Annotated in this window: 16 protein-coding genes and 1 pseudogene; 8 read left to right on the top strand and 9 right to left on the bottom strand. The window is 66.5% G+C overall.

Annotated elements, in window-relative coordinates; genetic code table 11:
- Positions 1 to 43: 43 nt before the first annotated feature.
- Positions 44 to 1,237, top strand: coding sequence for an acyl-CoA dehydrogenase family protein (locus ACQE2J_RS02275; RefSeq protein WP_135541819.1), 1,194 nt, complete (start codon positions 44 to 46; stop codon positions 1,235 to 1,237).
- 38 nt (positions 1,238 to 1,275) lie between these two features.
- Positions 1,276 to 2,421: an acyl-CoA dehydrogenase family protein gene (locus tag ACQE2J_RS02270; protein WP_135541817.1), complete on the top strand. Its 1,146-nt coding sequence runs from the start codon at positions 1,276 to 1,278 to the stop codon at positions 2,419 to 2,421.
- 135 nt (positions 2,422 to 2,556) lie between these two features.
- Here ACQE2J_RS02270 and ACQE2J_RS02265 read toward each other — a convergent pair whose 3' ends face one another.
- The 4 genes from ACQE2J_RS02265 to pyrE form a co-directional block, all read right to left on the bottom strand.
- The gene (locus tag ACQE2J_RS02265; RefSeq protein ID WP_135541816.1) at positions 2,557 to 3,186 is read right to left on the bottom strand and encodes a TrmH family RNA methyltransferase; all 630 of its coding nucleotides are present in this window, start codon (positions 3,184 to 3,186) and stop codon (positions 2,557 to 2,559) included.
- The gene (locus tag ACQE2J_RS02260) at positions 3,183 to 4,748 is read right to left on the bottom strand and encodes an ABC transporter permease (RefSeq protein ID WP_426936976.1); all 1,566 of its coding nucleotides are present in this window, start codon (positions 4,746 to 4,748) and stop codon (positions 3,183 to 3,185) included. The genes ACQE2J_RS02265 and ACQE2J_RS02260 overlap by 4 nt, the downstream gene beginning before the upstream one ends.
- Complete coding sequence (locus ACQE2J_RS02255) at positions 4,748 to 5,629, bottom strand: ABC transporter ATP-binding protein (RefSeq protein ID WP_426936975.1); 882 nt, start codon at positions 5,627 to 5,629, stop codon at positions 4,748 to 4,750. The genes ACQE2J_RS02260 and ACQE2J_RS02255 overlap by 1 nt, the downstream gene beginning before the upstream one ends.
- A gap of 185 nt (positions 5,630 to 5,814) precedes the next feature.
- The gene (gene pyrE, locus ACQE2J_RS02250; RefSeq protein WP_426936974.1) at positions 5,815 to 6,381 is read right to left on the bottom strand and encodes an orotate phosphoribosyltransferase; all 567 of its coding nucleotides are present in this window, start codon (positions 6,379 to 6,381) and stop codon (positions 5,815 to 5,817) included.
- 247 nt (positions 6,382 to 6,628) lie between these two features.
- On the opposite strand from pyrE, the pseudogene ACQE2J_RS02245 reads away from it, so the two are divergent.
- Positions 6,629 to 6,820 (top strand): annotated as a pseudogene (locus ACQE2J_RS02245) (GlsB/YeaQ/YmgE family stress response membrane protein); the annotation flags it as partial.
- 189 nt (positions 6,821 to 7,009) lie between these two features.
- Here the strand turns inward: ACQE2J_RS02245 and ACQE2J_RS02240 are convergent.
- Genes ACQE2J_RS02240 through ACQE2J_RS02230 form a run of 3 tightly spaced genes read right to left on the bottom strand, consistent with a single transcriptional unit; the run spans position 7,010 to position 8,506 of the window.
- Positions 7,010 to 7,423 carry a hypothetical protein gene (locus ACQE2J_RS02240; protein ID WP_425118991.1) on the bottom strand — a complete coding sequence of 138 codons (414 nt, stop codon included), beginning with the start codon at positions 7,421 to 7,423 and terminating at the stop codon, positions 7,010 to 7,012.
- Positions 7,416 to 7,946, bottom strand: coding sequence for a hypothetical protein (locus tag ACQE2J_RS02235; protein WP_426936973.1), 531 nt, complete (start codon positions 7,944 to 7,946; stop codon positions 7,416 to 7,418). Before ACQE2J_RS02235 ends, ACQE2J_RS02240 begins: the two co-directional genes overlap by 8 nt.
- Positions 7,943 to 8,506 carry an RNA polymerase sigma factor gene (locus ACQE2J_RS02230; protein ID WP_426936972.1) on the bottom strand — a complete coding sequence of 188 codons (564 nt, stop codon included), beginning with the start codon at positions 8,504 to 8,506 and terminating at the stop codon, positions 7,943 to 7,945. The genes ACQE2J_RS02235 and ACQE2J_RS02230 overlap by 4 nt, the downstream gene beginning before the upstream one ends.
- A 250-nt stretch (positions 8,507 to 8,756) precedes the next feature.
- On the opposite strand from ACQE2J_RS02230, the gene ACQE2J_RS02225 reads away from it, so the two are divergent.
- From ACQE2J_RS02225 to amaP, 5 genes are read left to right on the top strand one after another with little or no spacing between them, the layout of a single operon-like run.
- Positions 8,757 to 9,221 (top strand): Asp23/Gls24 family envelope stress response protein, encoded by a 465-nt coding sequence (locus tag ACQE2J_RS02225; protein WP_425118992.1) that lies wholly within the window; start codon positions 8,757 to 8,759, stop codon positions 9,219 to 9,221.
- Positions 9,222 to 9,257: 36 nt separating this feature from the next.
- Complete coding sequence (locus tag ACQE2J_RS02220; RefSeq protein WP_135541803.1) at positions 9,258 to 9,440, top strand: DUF2273 domain-containing protein; 183 nt, start codon at positions 9,258 to 9,260, stop codon at positions 9,438 to 9,440.
- A gap of 4 nt (positions 9,441 to 9,444) precedes the next feature.
- A complete protein-coding gene (locus tag ACQE2J_RS02215; protein WP_135541802.1) occupies positions 9,445 to 9,843 on the top strand; it encodes an Asp23/Gls24 family envelope stress response protein in 399 nt (132 codons plus the stop codon).
- Entirely contained in the window at positions 9,840 to 10,442 is a 603-nt protein-coding gene (locus ACQE2J_RS02210; protein WP_135541800.1) for a DUF6286 domain-containing protein, read from the top strand. The genes ACQE2J_RS02215 and ACQE2J_RS02210 overlap by 4 nt, the downstream gene beginning before the upstream one ends.
- Positions 10,439 to 11,032 (top strand): alkaline shock response membrane anchor protein AmaP, encoded by a 594-nt coding sequence (amaP, locus tag ACQE2J_RS02205; protein ID WP_135541798.1) that lies wholly within the window; start codon positions 10,439 to 10,441, stop codon positions 11,030 to 11,032. Before ACQE2J_RS02210 ends, amaP begins: the two co-directional genes overlap by 4 nt.
- Positions 11,033 to 11,577: 545 nt before the next feature.
- Here amaP and ACQE2J_RS02200 read toward each other — a convergent pair.
- Together ACQE2J_RS02200 and ACQE2J_RS02195 are read right to left on the bottom strand one after the other, a co-directional pair.
- Entirely contained in the window at positions 11,578 to 12,429 is an 852-nt protein-coding gene (locus ACQE2J_RS02200) for an SDR family NAD(P)-dependent oxidoreductase (RefSeq protein ID WP_240690033.1), read from the bottom strand.
- Entirely contained in the window at positions 12,426 to 13,250 is an 825-nt protein-coding gene (locus ACQE2J_RS02195) for a thioesterase family protein (RefSeq protein WP_135541796.1), read from the bottom strand. Before ACQE2J_RS02195 ends, ACQE2J_RS02200 begins: the two co-directional genes overlap by 4 nt.
- Positions 13,251 to 13,259 lie beyond the last annotated feature (9 nt).

Raw genomic sequence — 13,259 nt, 5'->3', positions numbered from 1 at the left:
TACTATTGGGATTAAGTTACCGAACGATCAATCAGGAGTTTTCATGGACACCTTGCTGAATGCAGAGGAGCGCGAGTTCGCGCAGAAGATGCGTCAGTTCTATCGCACGGAGATTCCCGAGGAGCTGCGCTTCAAGGTCGCCACCGGCCAGGAGCTGACCAAGGACGACATGGTCACCTCGCAGCAGATCCTGAACAAGCACGGCTACGCGGTGCCGAACTGGCCCGTCGAATGGGGCGGTCAGGACTGGACTCCGGTGCAGCGCCACATCTGGCTCGAAGAGATGCAGCTGGCCTGCGTTCCGCAGCCGCTGCCGTTCAACGTCTCCATGGTCGGTCCCGTCATCGCGACCTTCGGCAGCCAAGAGCTCAAGGAGCGCTTCCTTCCCGCCACCGCGAACATCGACATCTGGTGGTCGCAGGGATTCTCCGAGCCCAACGCCGGTTCCGATCTCGCTTCGCTCAAGACCTCGGCCGTGCGCGACGGCGACAAGTACATCGTCAACGGCCAGAAGACCTGGACGACTCTGGGCCAGTACGGCGACTGGATGTTCAACCTCGTCCGCACCGACCCGGATGTCAAGAAGCAGGCCGGCATCTCCTTCCTGCTCATCGATATGAAGACCCCCGGAGTCACGGTCCGTCCGATCCAGCTCATCGACGGCGGTCACGAGGTCAACGAGGTCTTCTTCGACAATGTCGAGGTCCCGGTCGAGAACCTCGTCGGCGAAGAGAACAAGGGCTGGACCTACGCGAAGTTCCTGCTCGGCAACGAGCGCACCGGGATCGCCCGCATCGGCGCCTCCAAGGTCAACCTCGCACGCGCCAAGGCCTATGCCGCGGTGACGAAGACCGCTCGGGGCACTCTGCTCGAGGATCCCCTGTTCTCCGCCCGCCTGACGAAGATCGAAACCGAACTCACCGCGCTCGAGATGACCCAGCTGCGGATCCTCTCCACTCAGGCCGCCGGTTCCGATAAGCCGGACCCGCGTTCGTCTGTCCTCAAGCTCAAGGGCTCGCAGCTGCAGGAGGACATCTCCGAACTCCTCGTCGATGTGCTCGGCCCGCAGGGTCTCGACTTCGTCTCCGACCGTGTGCAGGGACAGGGCCTGTCCGATCTGCCCAGCGCAGCGGTCGACGCCCTGCCCACCTACTTCAACACCCGCAAGGTCACCATCTACGGCGGTTCGTCCGAGGTGCAGCGCGGAATCATCTCGAAGGCACTGCTCGGTCTCTGAGGTACCGACGCTCATACGATTTCTCAAAGAGGACAACAATGGATCTTGAACTCAACGACATTCAGCAAGAACTCGCCAGCACTCTGCACAAGTACCTGCGCAGCGAGTACGACACCGCCACGCGCGAAGAGATCCTTCGCAGCGAAGAGGGCATCTCCCGCGAGAAGTGGCAGGCTTTCGCCGAGATGGGTCTGCTCGGACTCGCCATCCCGGAGTCCTACGGCGGCGCGGACATGACCTTCAACGAGGTGGCCGTGGTCGCCGAGGCGTTCGGTCGCTCTCTCGTGCTCGAACCGTACCTGGCCACCGCGGTCCTCGGCGCGAACGCGGTCCTCCTCGGAGGCAGCGAAGACCAGAAGCAGGCAATCCTGCCCGGCGTGGCCGAAGGCCAGACCTTCCTCGCTCTCGCCGCCCTCGAACCGGGACAGCGCTACGCCGTCGACACCCCGCAGACTCAGGTCTCCGGAGCCGACGGCAGCGTCACCCTCACCGGTGAGAAGATCAGCGTCCTCGGTGGAGACGTCGCCGATCACTTCATCGTCACCGCCACGCAGAACGGTGAACTCGGCCTCTACCTCGTCGCCGCCGACGCCGAGGGTCTCAGCCGGGTCGCCCACCGCCAGGCCGATGGACTCGGAACCGCGAACCTCAAGCTCGACAACGTCGCGGCACAGCGTCTCGACGCTGCCGACGCCAACGCGGTCCTGTCCGAGGTCATCGACCTGGGCAATGCCGCGATCATGGCCGAAGCCGTCGGTGCGCTCGAGGCCTCCATGACGATGACCGCCGAGTACCTGAAGACCCGTGAGCAGTTCGGCGCGCCCATCGGTGCGAACCAGGCGCTGCAGCACCGGGCTGCGGACCTCTACGCCGAGCTCGAGTACGCACGCAGTATGGCTCTGTATTCGCGCCTGGCCGTGACCTCCGAAGTTCCCGGTGCCGAGAAGGACCGCCACCGCGATGTCATCGCCGCGAAGATCGTCGTCGACCAGGCTGCGCGCAACATCAGCCAGGAGTCGATCCAGATGCACGGCGGCATCGGCATGACCATGGAATACCCCATCGGTCACTACGCCAAGCGCCTGACGGTCATGACCCGCACCTTCGACGATGCGGACTCGCTGACGGCTGAACTCGCCGAACTCGGCGGGCTGATCGAACCCCACGCCGCCGACCTCCGCTGATCCGCACCGCGGCGAAGTCCGACGCGGTCGGAACAGTGAAGCGCCGAGGTGACACGGAATCTTCCGTGTCACCTCGGCGCTTCTGCATTCTCCCCCGAAGCCCCCGGCGATTCGTCGGCCAGGAGGCTCGTCGGATCAGCCCACGGGCTGGTCGAAGACGTGGCGGCGCACCCACGAGTGCATGGTGATCGCGGCGGCGGCCGCGGCATTCATCGACCTCGTCGACCCGTATTGGGCGATGGAGAGCACGTCTCGGCTCGCCTGGTGCGCTTCCTCGCTCAGCCCCGGTCCTTCCTGACCGAACAGGAGCAGGCACCGTCGGGGCAGGTCGTAGGTCTCGAGCGGAACAGAATCCGGGAAGTTGTCGATGCCCAGCAGGGGCACGTCGTTCTCGGCGCACCAGCTCAGCAGGTCGTCGACGCTCGGATGGTGGATGACGTGTTGGTACTTGTCGGTGACCATCGCGCCCCGCCGGTTCCACCGGCGTCTGCCGACGATGTGCACCGCTGCGGCGTTGAAGGCGTTCGCGGTGCGCACCACCGAACCGATGTTGAGGTCGTGCTGCCAGTTCTCGACTCCGACATGGAAGTCGTGCCGAGCGGCGTCGAGGTCGGCCACGATCGCATCGTGCTTCCAGTACCGGTATTTGTCGACGACATTGCGCCGGTCGCCTTCGCGCAGAAGCTCGGGGTCGAAGCGCTCTTCCACAGGCCAGGGGCCGGTCCAAGGACCGACCCCCACCTGCGGTTCAGCGTTCTCGGTCACTTCTCGTCGCGGGGCTCATCCGCCGACTTCGCGTCCTCGCCTGCGGCTGATCCGCTCTCAGCGGATTCCTTCGCCGAGGCGGCTGCGGGCTGCGCGTCGTCCGCATCGTCCGACTTGGCATCGTCCGACGCCTCCGCGTCGTCCTTCTTCGCGGACACCGATCCGGCGCCGACCTTCTGCGCGCGCTTGCTCATCTTCACGGTCCGGCCTCCGCGTCCGCCTCCGCTGAGGACCGAACGCACATAGGCACCCGAGGCCAGCGCGTGGACGATGACCGCGAGCAGCAGGGCGATGCCGGCGGCGATGAGGCCCTCCCACCACTCAGCCTGGCCGGCGAAGAAACGACCGGCGATGCCCAGCGGCGAGGTGAAGGGAGTCCAGGACAGGACCTTCGCGGTCATGCCCGCCGGACCGAGGATGACCGGAGCGAAGAACCCGGCGACGGTGATGACGCCGACGATCGAGACGAAGGTCGTGCGCGCCTTCGATCCGACGACGGTCGAGGCCCAGACCAGGAGGGCGAAGACCGACCACGCGGTGAGCAGCAGGGTGAGTGCGAACCAGCCCAGACCCGGCAGCATGGCGAAGGCCAGCGAGGTCTTGCCCGACAGCGAGAGGCCGAGTTCGACGATGACCGCTGCCACAACGATGTGGACGATGACCAGGGACAGCATGCCCGTGATCCGTCCGGAAGCGGAGGCGCGCGGCGGAACCGTGGCCGCGATGATCTCCGTGATCCGATTGCGCTTCTCCAGCCGCAGGTTCTGATACAGCGAGGTGCCCAACGTCGCGATGACGAGGAGCGCGAACGCAACCATGCCCCACAGCAGTGGTGTGGCCACCGTGCCCTCGACCGCCGGGGTCTTCAGCAGAGTCGCCTCGGTCTTCGGTGCGAGCTTCTCCAGCAGCGCTTCGGGCTGCTCGTCAAGAGCGATGATCGTCGGCTGGGCCTGACCGGTGGGGTCCTGGATGAACGCCGCATCGACCTTGCCTTCGCGCACGAGCTTCTCCGCCGCGGACGCATCCTTGGCGTCGGTGATCTTCACCCCCAGCTGCTGTTCGTACATCTGGGCCTGTTCGCCCACCCCGACCATCGCCATGGTCGGCGTGCCCGAATCCTTCTGCGCGTCAGCGACGATGCCGGTGATGATCGCGGCGAGAACGCCGAGGATGATCACGCCCGCCGTGACGAGGAAGTAGGGGCTGCGCATCGCCGTGGTCGACTCCCGGTTCGACACGAGCCATGCGGCTTGACGGTTGCCGACATCGACGAATTCGGAGACGAGTCCGGTCTCCGGCAGTTCGTCGGGGTCGGGGCCGTCCTCGACGAGTTCGACGGGAACGTCGTCGGGTTCGGCGGGGCCGTTCGCGACAGTGTCGTCGTCGGGCTCAGCGGGAACCTCATCGGGCTCGGCGGAGCCGTTCTCGACGGTGTCGTCCTCGGTCACTTCGATGTTGTCATCGAGGGAGACACCGAGGTCGTCGATGCCATCGCCGGCTGTGCCCTTCGACACGAGCGGTTCCGGGGACTCGTCGTTCGCACCTTTGTCCTTGCGCACCATTACAGAGCCTCCTTGTACTGCTCGGCCAGTGTCGGGCGGACACTTTCGAAGTTCTTCACACTCTTGAGCTCTGCCACTGCCGCGGCGGCGGTCTTCGCGTCATCTGCGCGGAAGCTCACGACCGAGCCCTCACCACGGGAGACGCTGACATCGCTGATTCCGGTCCGGGACTTCAAAGCGGACTCGGCCGCCTCGGTGTCGGTGGTCTCGACGCGGTAGCGCGGATCGCCGAGCAGCTTCTCCACGCTGCCGGACGCGGTGACCTTGCCCTGGCCGAGGACGATGACGTCATCGGCGAAGGTCTGTGCGGCCTCCCAATCGTCGGTGGCGAGGATGACGGGCACGCCCGAGGACGCGTGTGCCCGCAGCAGCGACATGACCAGGCGCAGCGAGGCCGCATCGAGGCCGGCGAAGGCATCGTCGAGCACGACGACGTCCGGGTCGGCCGCGAAAGTGGCGGCGATGTCAACGCGGGCGATCTCGGCGCCGGAGAGATTCTTCAGCGGAGCGTAGCCGCGGTCGGCGAGGTCGAGATGCGACAGCAGAGTCAGCGCATTGCGTTCGGCCGCGCCCAGAGTGATTCCGTGCAGGCGGGCGAGGTAGACGATCTGATCGATGACGCGCATGTTCGGGTAGCCGCCGCGCTCCGCGGGCAGGTAGCCGAAGTTCTGGCGGTCACCGAAGTCGAGTTCGAAGTCCTCCAGTTCGACGGTGCCCTCGTCGGCGGCGATGAGACCCATGATGACGCGCACCAACTCGGTCCGGCCAGCCGACCGGGTTCCCACGATCGCGGTGATCCGGCCCGCCTCGGCGGTCAAACTCACCTCGTCCAGATATGTCCGCTTTCCCTTGCGCAGGGAAACCTCTTTCAGTGTGAGCACGCGTCATCCTTACTGTTACATCAGGCGATACTAAGGGAGTGTCTCATCTATCGTGTTGAAAGGAGAGACATGTTTCAAACCACGTCCTCGATTTCGACCGAATTGCCAGTCGAGTCCCAGGTCGTGATCGGTGAGCCGAAACTGCGCCGAGGAGGAGTGCGAACCCCACCTCGCCGAGGCGGCCCTCAGTCGAGTCCGAGATCCGCGGTCGTCAGCGCGGTGAGGTACGGGATGCCGGTGGCTTCGACCCGCTCCTTGGCGCCGGTGTCACGGTCCATGACCACGGCCACGGCGACCACCTCGGCGCCGGCTTCCCGGAGCGCCTCGACCGCGGTGAGCACGGATCCACCCGTCGTCGAGGTGTCCTCGACGGCGATGACGCGCTTGCCCTTGACGTCGGGGCCTTCGACCCGGCGGGACATGCCGTGTTTCTTCGCCTCCTTGCGGACGACGAAGGAATCGACCGGGGTGCCGCGGACCACGGAGCGGTGCATGACCGCGGTGCCGACGGGGTCGGCGCCCATGGTCAGTCCGCCGACGGCGTCGATCTTCTCGAGCAGTCCTGCGGATTCGAGCAGATCGAGGACGACATCTCCGATGAGCGGGGCAGAGCGGTGGTCGAGCGTGACCCTCCGCAGATCGAGGTAGTAGTCGGCCTCTCTGCCGGAGGAGAGAGTCACTCTGCCGCGGACCACGGCAAGTTCGTCGATGAGGTCGAGCAGTTGTCGGCGAGTGTCAGCGCTGTCGGTCATGGTGTCCAGTCTAATGTGCAGGCCATCGGCGACCATTCAGCGCCGTCCCAGCGACCACGGTCCGGCGGCCGGGCTGCCGAAAGATCGCTGCCCGGTTCTGCGTGAGGATTCGGCCCAGGCTGCGTCTGTACCGATGTCATAAAGAATCAACGCAGGTTGGCACTCTTGACGGGCCCCGGTTGTACAGTTGAGACTCAACCGTGCAACCCAGCCGGTCAAGTGCCTCAGAAGGGACGTGAGCAACATGGGTTTCATTGCATATCTCATCCTCGGCGTCATCGGCGCCATGCTCGGCGGTTGGCTCGGCGGCGCGATCTTCGGCGCGGAGATGGACAAGTTCTTCTCGCTTTCGACTTGGCTGTGTGCGATCGGTGGTTCGCTGATCGTGCTCATCGTCTGGGGACTCATCACCGGACGGTCGAAGGCCAAGTCCGCCTGAGTCCGCTCCGGACAGCCGCAGCGCCGGCTCCCGGACATCCGCAGCCACGGTGCCTGGGAGCCCGGCGTACGCGGAAACGGCCCAGAAGAAGTTGAGCAGTCCAGTGTCGAGCTGGGCTGCTCAACTTCTTCTGGGCCGTGATGCTGTCTGCGCTGTCTGCCGTCCAGCCGGCGGGCGGGCTGGCGGGGCTCAGCGACCGCGGCTGACGACGCGAACGTCGATGTCGATGTCCCCGACGGGTCCGTCGATGAGGGCCCGGAGGTCGACTGCGATGACGGCGAAGAGTTCGTCGACGATCTCGGACACGGACCGACTGTCGTCGAGGTGAGCGTCGACGCGGACACTCCAACCGTCGTCCGAGCGGGCGACATCGACGCGAGGCGGCCCTCCTGCGGGTCTGCGCATCACGCGTGCGGCAGCGGTGGCGACCATGTCGCGCAGTCCGGGCGCCAGACCGGTGACTCCGCCGATTCCCGTGACCGACTCGGTCAGCTGTGTCGAGATCACGCGCTCTCCGTTCTCCTGTGCGCCCGCACCGGTCGACGGGCCCGCACTCGCCTGCGCCTCGGCCGTCTTGCCTGCGCTCGTCCTCGGCTCAGTCATCTGCGGCCTCCTCGCTGCCGGCAGCGCGGCTGCCAGCTGCATCTGTGTCGGCATCTTCGCTGACGAAGACGTCTTCGGCGGTGATGTCGATCCGGTTCGCCGGGATCCCCAGCTCCGTGTCGAGATCACGGGCGATGGCGCGCCGGACCTCCTCCGCGGCGGGGACGAATTCGACCCCGGCCCGCATGGCCACGGTCAGGCCCACATCGGCCGTGCTTCCCTCCGGTTCGCCGCTCGGAGTCACGGTGACACTGCGGGCGCGGATGCCGTCCACGGCGTCGACGGCCGCGCGGACGATCTCGCGGACCGTGGCCGTCGTGATCCGGAAGGGGTTGCCGCGTTCGCTCAGCAGCCTCGTCGAGGGTGCGAGCACCGCATCGTCGCGGACGAGTCGGAGGATCCGCTCGCGCAGCCCTGCCGAGTCCTCGGGGTCGGGCTCGAAGGCTCCCATATATTCGTCGATGACGGCGCGCAGGCGGGCATCGGTGTCTCCCGTTGCCGCATCGGCGGTCTCGTCGCTCATACCCAACCTTCCATCCCCTCGGCGATGGCGACTCGGGCGCGGTGGATGCGACCGCGTACGCTGCCTTCGCTGATTCCCAGGGTCGCAGCGACCTCGGAATAGCTTAGACCCTCCATCTGATGGAGCACCCACGTTACACGCTGTTCCGAGGACAGCGTCTGGAGGATTTCGGTGAAATGCTCGAGTGCGGTGCGTGCTTCGACTGATCTCTCGACCGAGGCCGCACCGTCCGAATGGTGCCCCAAGTCCTCGGGGTCCGAAGCGTCGGCGGGCCGGGCCGAACGGCGTCGCAGCACATCGGTGCAGCGGTTCGACGCCATCCGGTAGATCCATGTGCCGAAGGCCGCGGGCTCGGCGAGGGCATCGAGGGACTTCCACGCCTGCACGAGCGTGTCCTGAACGACGTCCTCGGCATCCTGCCGGTCACCGAGCGTGCGCAGGGCGAAACGCAGCAGCTTCCGCTCGAATTCGTCGACGAGCGCTTCGAAGGAGGCGATGTCGCCTTCTCGGGCACGCACCACCAAGGTGACGATGTCGAAGCGACTGTCTCCCCTGGTCATACCCTCATCGTAAGGCACTCGCGGTGAGATGCCGATCGGTCGGCGAGCGAGGAACCCGCCGGGCCGGAACAGGGCGAAACAACCGGACTCGGCGAGCGCCATCAGCCGGATTCGCCGCGCGTCTCACCGTGCCGCTCGCCGGGCCTCTGAGAATTCTTTGCGAAATCTGCGTGAGGATCTCCCACCACCTGCGTCTGTACCTATGTCAGCACCTCTCGAAGACACCACCCGACCGAAGGGACCCGAAGAAATGTCAGAGAACAAGCAGAACGCCTCGACCAGCCAGATCCCGGCCGAGGATTCCGTGCGCAGCCCTCTCGTGACCGACATGGGCACGACCTCCATAGCCGAGAACGTCGTCGCCAAACTCACCGGCATCGCCGCACGTGAGGTTCCCGGCGTCCACGGCATGGGCACCGCCGCACGCCGCGCCTTCGACACCCTCACCGACCGCATCCCCGGCTCGCAGACGAACGTCTCCGGCGGCGTGTCCGTGGAGAAGGGTGAGAAGCAGACCGCCATCGACCTCACCATCGTCGTCGAGTACGGCACCTCCATCGTCGAGGTCGCCGAGGCGATCCGCCGCAACGTCATCCGCGCCGTCGAGACCGGCACCGGACTCCAGGTCGTCGAGGTCAACATCGACGTCGCCGACGTCCACCTGCCGGAGGACGACGAGGAGCCGCCGGCCAAGGACTCTCCCGAACTCAGCTGACCCCATCCGCAGCACCACCTTCGCAGAAGGAACGCCATGTCGAAAACACTCATCGGACTCCTCGTCGGACTGACCTTGGGAATCGTCGCCTACTTCGGCGGTTTCCTCGCCTTCCTCGTCGTCGCGATCTGCGGCGGTCTCGGCCTCGCCGTCGGCCTCGTCCTCGACGGACGCCTCGACCTGTCCGCGCTGAGTTCGCGTTCGACCACCCGGAGGTAGGGCCGTGTCGTCGACTCCTGACACGACCACGGCTCCGGCCCCTCGCCGAGGCGGTCTGACGATCGCGGACAAGGTCGTCGAGCGCACCGCCGGGCAGATCCTCAAAGACCTGCCCGGCGTCGGCGGCACGAGCGCGGGCCTCTTCGGCATCGGCGCGAACTCGAGCCTGGAGACCCGCCCTGCCGTGGACGTCACCCTGTCCGGACGCAGCTGCACTCTCGCCGTCGACGTGGGGCTGAGCTATCCCACCCCCATCGCCGAGGCGACTGAGCGGGTGCGCACCACGCTGAGCACCGAAGTCGAACGTCTCACCGGCGTCACCGTCCGCCAGGTCGACATCGCCGTGCGGTGGCTGCGACCGGCCGCTGTCGGCACGGATCGAGGAAAGAGGACCCTGCAATGAGCTCTCGTCTCCTGCGCAAGCGGCCATCACGCATCGGCCCCGCCGTGGTCGTCGCGCTGCTGGTGCTGCTCGTGGCCGTGGGGCTCGGCTGGTTCGCGGTCGCCGCCATCGTGACCTCCGGCACCGTGGATGCGCCGCTGTTCGGGACGGCAGCCGGGTACGGAGCAACCTCCGCGGATCCGTCTTCTGGTCTCGGCGGGCTCTCCGCATTGCACTGGAGCTCGGGAGTCGTCATCGGCACCGGCCTCATCGTTGCGCTGCTCGGGCTCATCGCACTCCTCCTCGGTGTCTCGCCGGGGGCGCGTCGGATCACCGGGGTGAAGGCAAACACGCCCGACCACATCGGTGATCTCGAGGTCGCCGTGCCCACCTCGTCGCTGTCGCAGATCGCGGCCGCCGCTGCCGACGAGGTCGACGGCGTCAGCGGAGTCAAGGCCTCCTCGAACGCCACCTCGACGATCGTCACGTTCTCCACCCCGATCCGCGATCACGAACCGATCCGCGCCGAGGTCGAGGCCGCCGTGCGGCAGCGCTTCGATGCGATCTCGTTCGACCGCGCACCCACAGTGAAGGTCCAGGCACGAAGGAGTCAGTCATGAGACGCACGGCCGCCGCCGCGAACCGCACGGGGCTCATCATCGTCGGCCTCATCGCCCTGCTCCTCGGACTGGCCGTGCTCGCCATCGGATTCGGTTTCGCCGCCGCTTTCCTGCCTTCGCTGCAGGCTGACGCGAGTCTCGACCCGGCGACAGCAGTGCTCGCCCTGCCGTATTCGGCGGTGATTGCCCTCGTCGTCGCGGTCGTCCTCGCCGTCATCGCCTTGCGTTGGCTGGCCGTGCAGGTTCCCAGGAAGGACTTCGCGAAGCCCTTCCGGATGCAGGCCGACGCCCGGACGGGACTGACGACGATGAACGCGGAGGTCATCGCCGAGGCGGTCGCTGACGATCTCGAGTCCACCGACGGGGTCGTCGACGCACAGGTGATCCTGCGCGGGACCGCCCGCAGTCCGGAGCTGCTCGTCCACATCGACGCCGATGAACGCGCGGACATCGATGCGCTCATCGCCGAGGTGGCCGACCGTGTCGCGGGCAATGCCTCCCTGGCACTGGGCGCCCCGCTGCGGGCCGTGGCGGTCGAAGTCGGCATCGCCCGCACGCGTTCCCGCCGCCAACGCACCGTCAGTGTGTAGCCGCTGCCCCGAAATGCAGGTCGCAATCGGATACTTTCCGGGCTCAGAAATGTCCGTTTGCGACCTACATTTCGGTGAAAAATCCGATAGTGACCGCAAGTTCGGCGGTCGGCAGCATGAACTCCGCGAAGCGTTGTGGACGACAAAGACCCTCTGCGAGGAGTTGTGAGTGGCAAAGCCCCTCCGCGAAGCGTGATGAATGACAAAGACCCCGGGGCGCTCAATCGCGACATCCCGGGGTCCTCGCAGCACTCCCCTCGAGTACCCGGACGCATCCCCATACGTCCGTTATGTTCACCCGATCCCCACCGGGCGAACACCATAATTTGACCACACTTTCGCACCGCTTGTAAAGAATCTCACCACTTGTCTCATCTCGCCCGCGAATCTATAGCACAGAAGATGGCAGAATAGAACCCCTGGTCACAGGCTCAGTTCGAGGTAGTTCACTTTTCAACCGCACTTCGCTGGGCGGACGAAAATTGCTGATGGGCCACACCTCGAGACGGCTCTCCCGCGAAGCAGGACGTGGCGTCGTCGATCGTTCAGCGACCGTCACGACGGGCGAAGGCGAAACCGTTCGATCCCCACCTCATGAGCGGACGCGGCACCAGCGGAGCAACGAGACCGGCCAGCCGATAACCGCGCCCGGGGACCGAGACGACCTTGCCCGCACGAGCATCACGCAGCGACTCCCGCACGACCTGGTCGACGCTCAGCCAGAGCAGACCGGGACCGGGACGGGCGACACCGAGGCGTTCGTGGAATTCTGTCCGGATGAACCCGGGCAGAACGGCGGTGACCGTCACCGGACTGTTCCGCAGCTCCCCAGCGAGCGCCTCGGTGAACACGAGCGTTGAGGCTTTCGACGCGGCGTACTGGCCCATCGTCGTCACCGCCGCCAGGGAGGAGACGGTGACGATGCCGCCGCGGCCGCGGGCCCGCATCCTCCGTGCCGCGAGCAGCGACAGTTCTCTCACGGCACCGGTGAGCACCTGATCCTGATCATTGAGTGCGGCGATGTCGGACTCCAACAGCGATCCGCGCAGTCCGTAGCCGGCGTTGTTGATGAGGACATCGATCTGCTGCGTGTCGATGACCTCGGCGACTGCGTCGATTCCGTCCCTCCTCGCCAGGTCGGCGGCGACCACCTCGGCGTTGATCGCGTGAGCGGCACCCAGCTGATCGGACAGTTCCCGCAGTCGCCGTTCGTCACGGGCGACGAGCACGAGATCATAGCCATCGCCGGCCAGGGCCCGCGCATAGCCGCGCCCCAGACCGGAACTCGCCCCGGTGATGAGAGCACGCGGTCGAGGCATCCGGCCCCGCCGCGAAGCGGCATCGTCACCGGCTTGCGACGATGCGGTTCGCGGTGCCTGCGGGGCCCTGTCGGTCATACCGCTCCGCGGCCTCTGCGCACTGTCAGGGACTGCACGGCGGTGCCGATGGGGCCGTCGGTGTCGCTGAGCACGCTCGTGGTCTGGCCGAGTCCGGTCGGGCCGAACGTCACCTGCGTATCGAAGCCGACCCACCCGGCTTCGGGCTCCCGGGTGAGGTGGATGGAGAGGTCGACATTGGGGAAGAAGGTCGTCTTCGGGTCCTCACGCACGGCCAGGCCGTTGGCGGTGTCGACGTACTTGACGAAGGCCGCGGTCGGAGGGTCGGTCTCGCCGTCGACGAGCGGGTAGGGGCTGCGCACCCACGACTGGGCATAGCCGGGGTGGGCGTCGGCTCCCTGTCTGCCTTCGAGGGACGCGATGTAGCCGCCGCCCCAGCGGTTGGTGAACGGGGCCTGGGGCATCTCGGACACGGCGGGCAGCGGCTGCCATTCGTCACCGGCGACCGCCTCGGTGTCGGAAGCCAGCAGTCGCCAGGCGCGAGCGATGATGCTCGTGCGCTCACCATGGCGCATCCGGGCTTCGACGAGTTCGATGGTCCGGCCGGGGCGGATGACCTCGACGTCGATGGTGAACTCACCAGAGTGGATGACGCCGAGGACGTCGAAGGTCACCCGCGAGACCATCTTGTCGCTGGGCAGGCGGCGTTCGATCTCGGCGAGGACGATCCCCGAGGCGGGCGCGAGGTGCTGCTCGCCGGGCTGCCATGCGCCCTGACTGTGCAGGGTCGAGACGAAGCGGTCCTCGGACAGACGCACATAGTAGGAGTCGGGGTACGCGGCGCCGTCGTGGCCGAGATGATCGTTGGGAGCGTCAGGCATGGCACCAGC

Source organism: Brevibacterium sp. LE-L, from assembly GCF_050214925.1.
GTDB lineage: Bacteria > Actinomycetota > Actinomycetes > Actinomycetales > Brevibacteriaceae > Brevibacterium.
The sequence above is the reverse complement of the archived record's forward strand: the minus strand, read 5'-3'. Positions and strand labels throughout refer to the sequence as shown.

What these genes read in the sequence shown, in the direction of transcription:
- ACQE2J_RS02275 (WP_135541819.1), top strand. Translation starts at nt 44, where the DNA reads ATGGACACCTTGCTGAATGCAGAGGAGCGCGAGTTCGCGCAGAAGATG.
- ACQE2J_RS02270 (WP_135541817.1), top strand. Translation starts at nt 1,276, where the DNA reads ATGGATCTTGAACTCAACGACATTCAGCAAGAACTCGCCAGCACTCTG.
- ACQE2J_RS02260 (WP_426936976.1), bottom strand. Translation starts at nt 4,748, where the DNA reads ATGGTGCGCAAGGACAAAGGTGCGAACGACGAGTCCCCGGAACCGCTC.
- pyrE (WP_426936974.1), bottom strand. Translation starts at nt 6,381, where the DNA reads ATGACCGACAGCGCTGACACTCGCCGACAACTGCTCGACCTCATCGAC.
- ACQE2J_RS02240 (WP_425118991.1), bottom strand. Translation starts at nt 7,423, where the DNA reads ATGACTGAGCCGAGGACGAGCGCAGGCAAGACGGCCGAGGCGCAGGCG.
- ACQE2J_RS02235 (WP_426936973.1), bottom strand. Translation starts at nt 7,946, where the DNA reads ATGAGCGACGAGACCGCCGATGCGGCAACGGGAGACACCGATGCCCGC.
- ACQE2J_RS02230 (WP_426936972.1), bottom strand. Translation starts at nt 8,506, where the DNA reads ATGACCAGGGGAGACAGTCGCTTCGACATCGTCACCTTGGTGGTGCGT.
- ACQE2J_RS02225 (WP_425118992.1), top strand. Translation starts at nt 8,757, where the DNA reads ATGTCAGAGAACAAGCAGAACGCCTCGACCAGCCAGATCCCGGCCGAG.
- ACQE2J_RS02220 (WP_135541803.1), top strand. Translation starts at nt 9,258, where the DNA reads ATGTCGAAAACACTCATCGGACTCCTCGTCGGACTGACCTTGGGAATC.
- ACQE2J_RS02210 (WP_135541800.1), top strand. Translation starts at nt 9,840, where the DNA reads ATGAGCTCTCGTCTCCTGCGCAAGCGGCCATCACGCATCGGCCCCGCC.
- amaP (WP_135541798.1), top strand. Translation starts at nt 10,439, where the DNA reads ATGAGACGCACGGCCGCCGCCGCGAACCGCACGGGGCTCATCATCGTC.
- ACQE2J_RS02200 (WP_240690033.1), bottom strand. Translation starts at nt 12,429, where the DNA reads ATGACCGACAGGGCCCCGCAGGCACCGCGAACCGCATCGTCGCAAGCC.
- ACQE2J_RS02195 (WP_135541796.1), bottom strand. Translation starts at nt 13,250, where the DNA reads ATGCCTGACGCTCCCAACGATCATCTCGGCCACGACGGCGCCGCGTAC.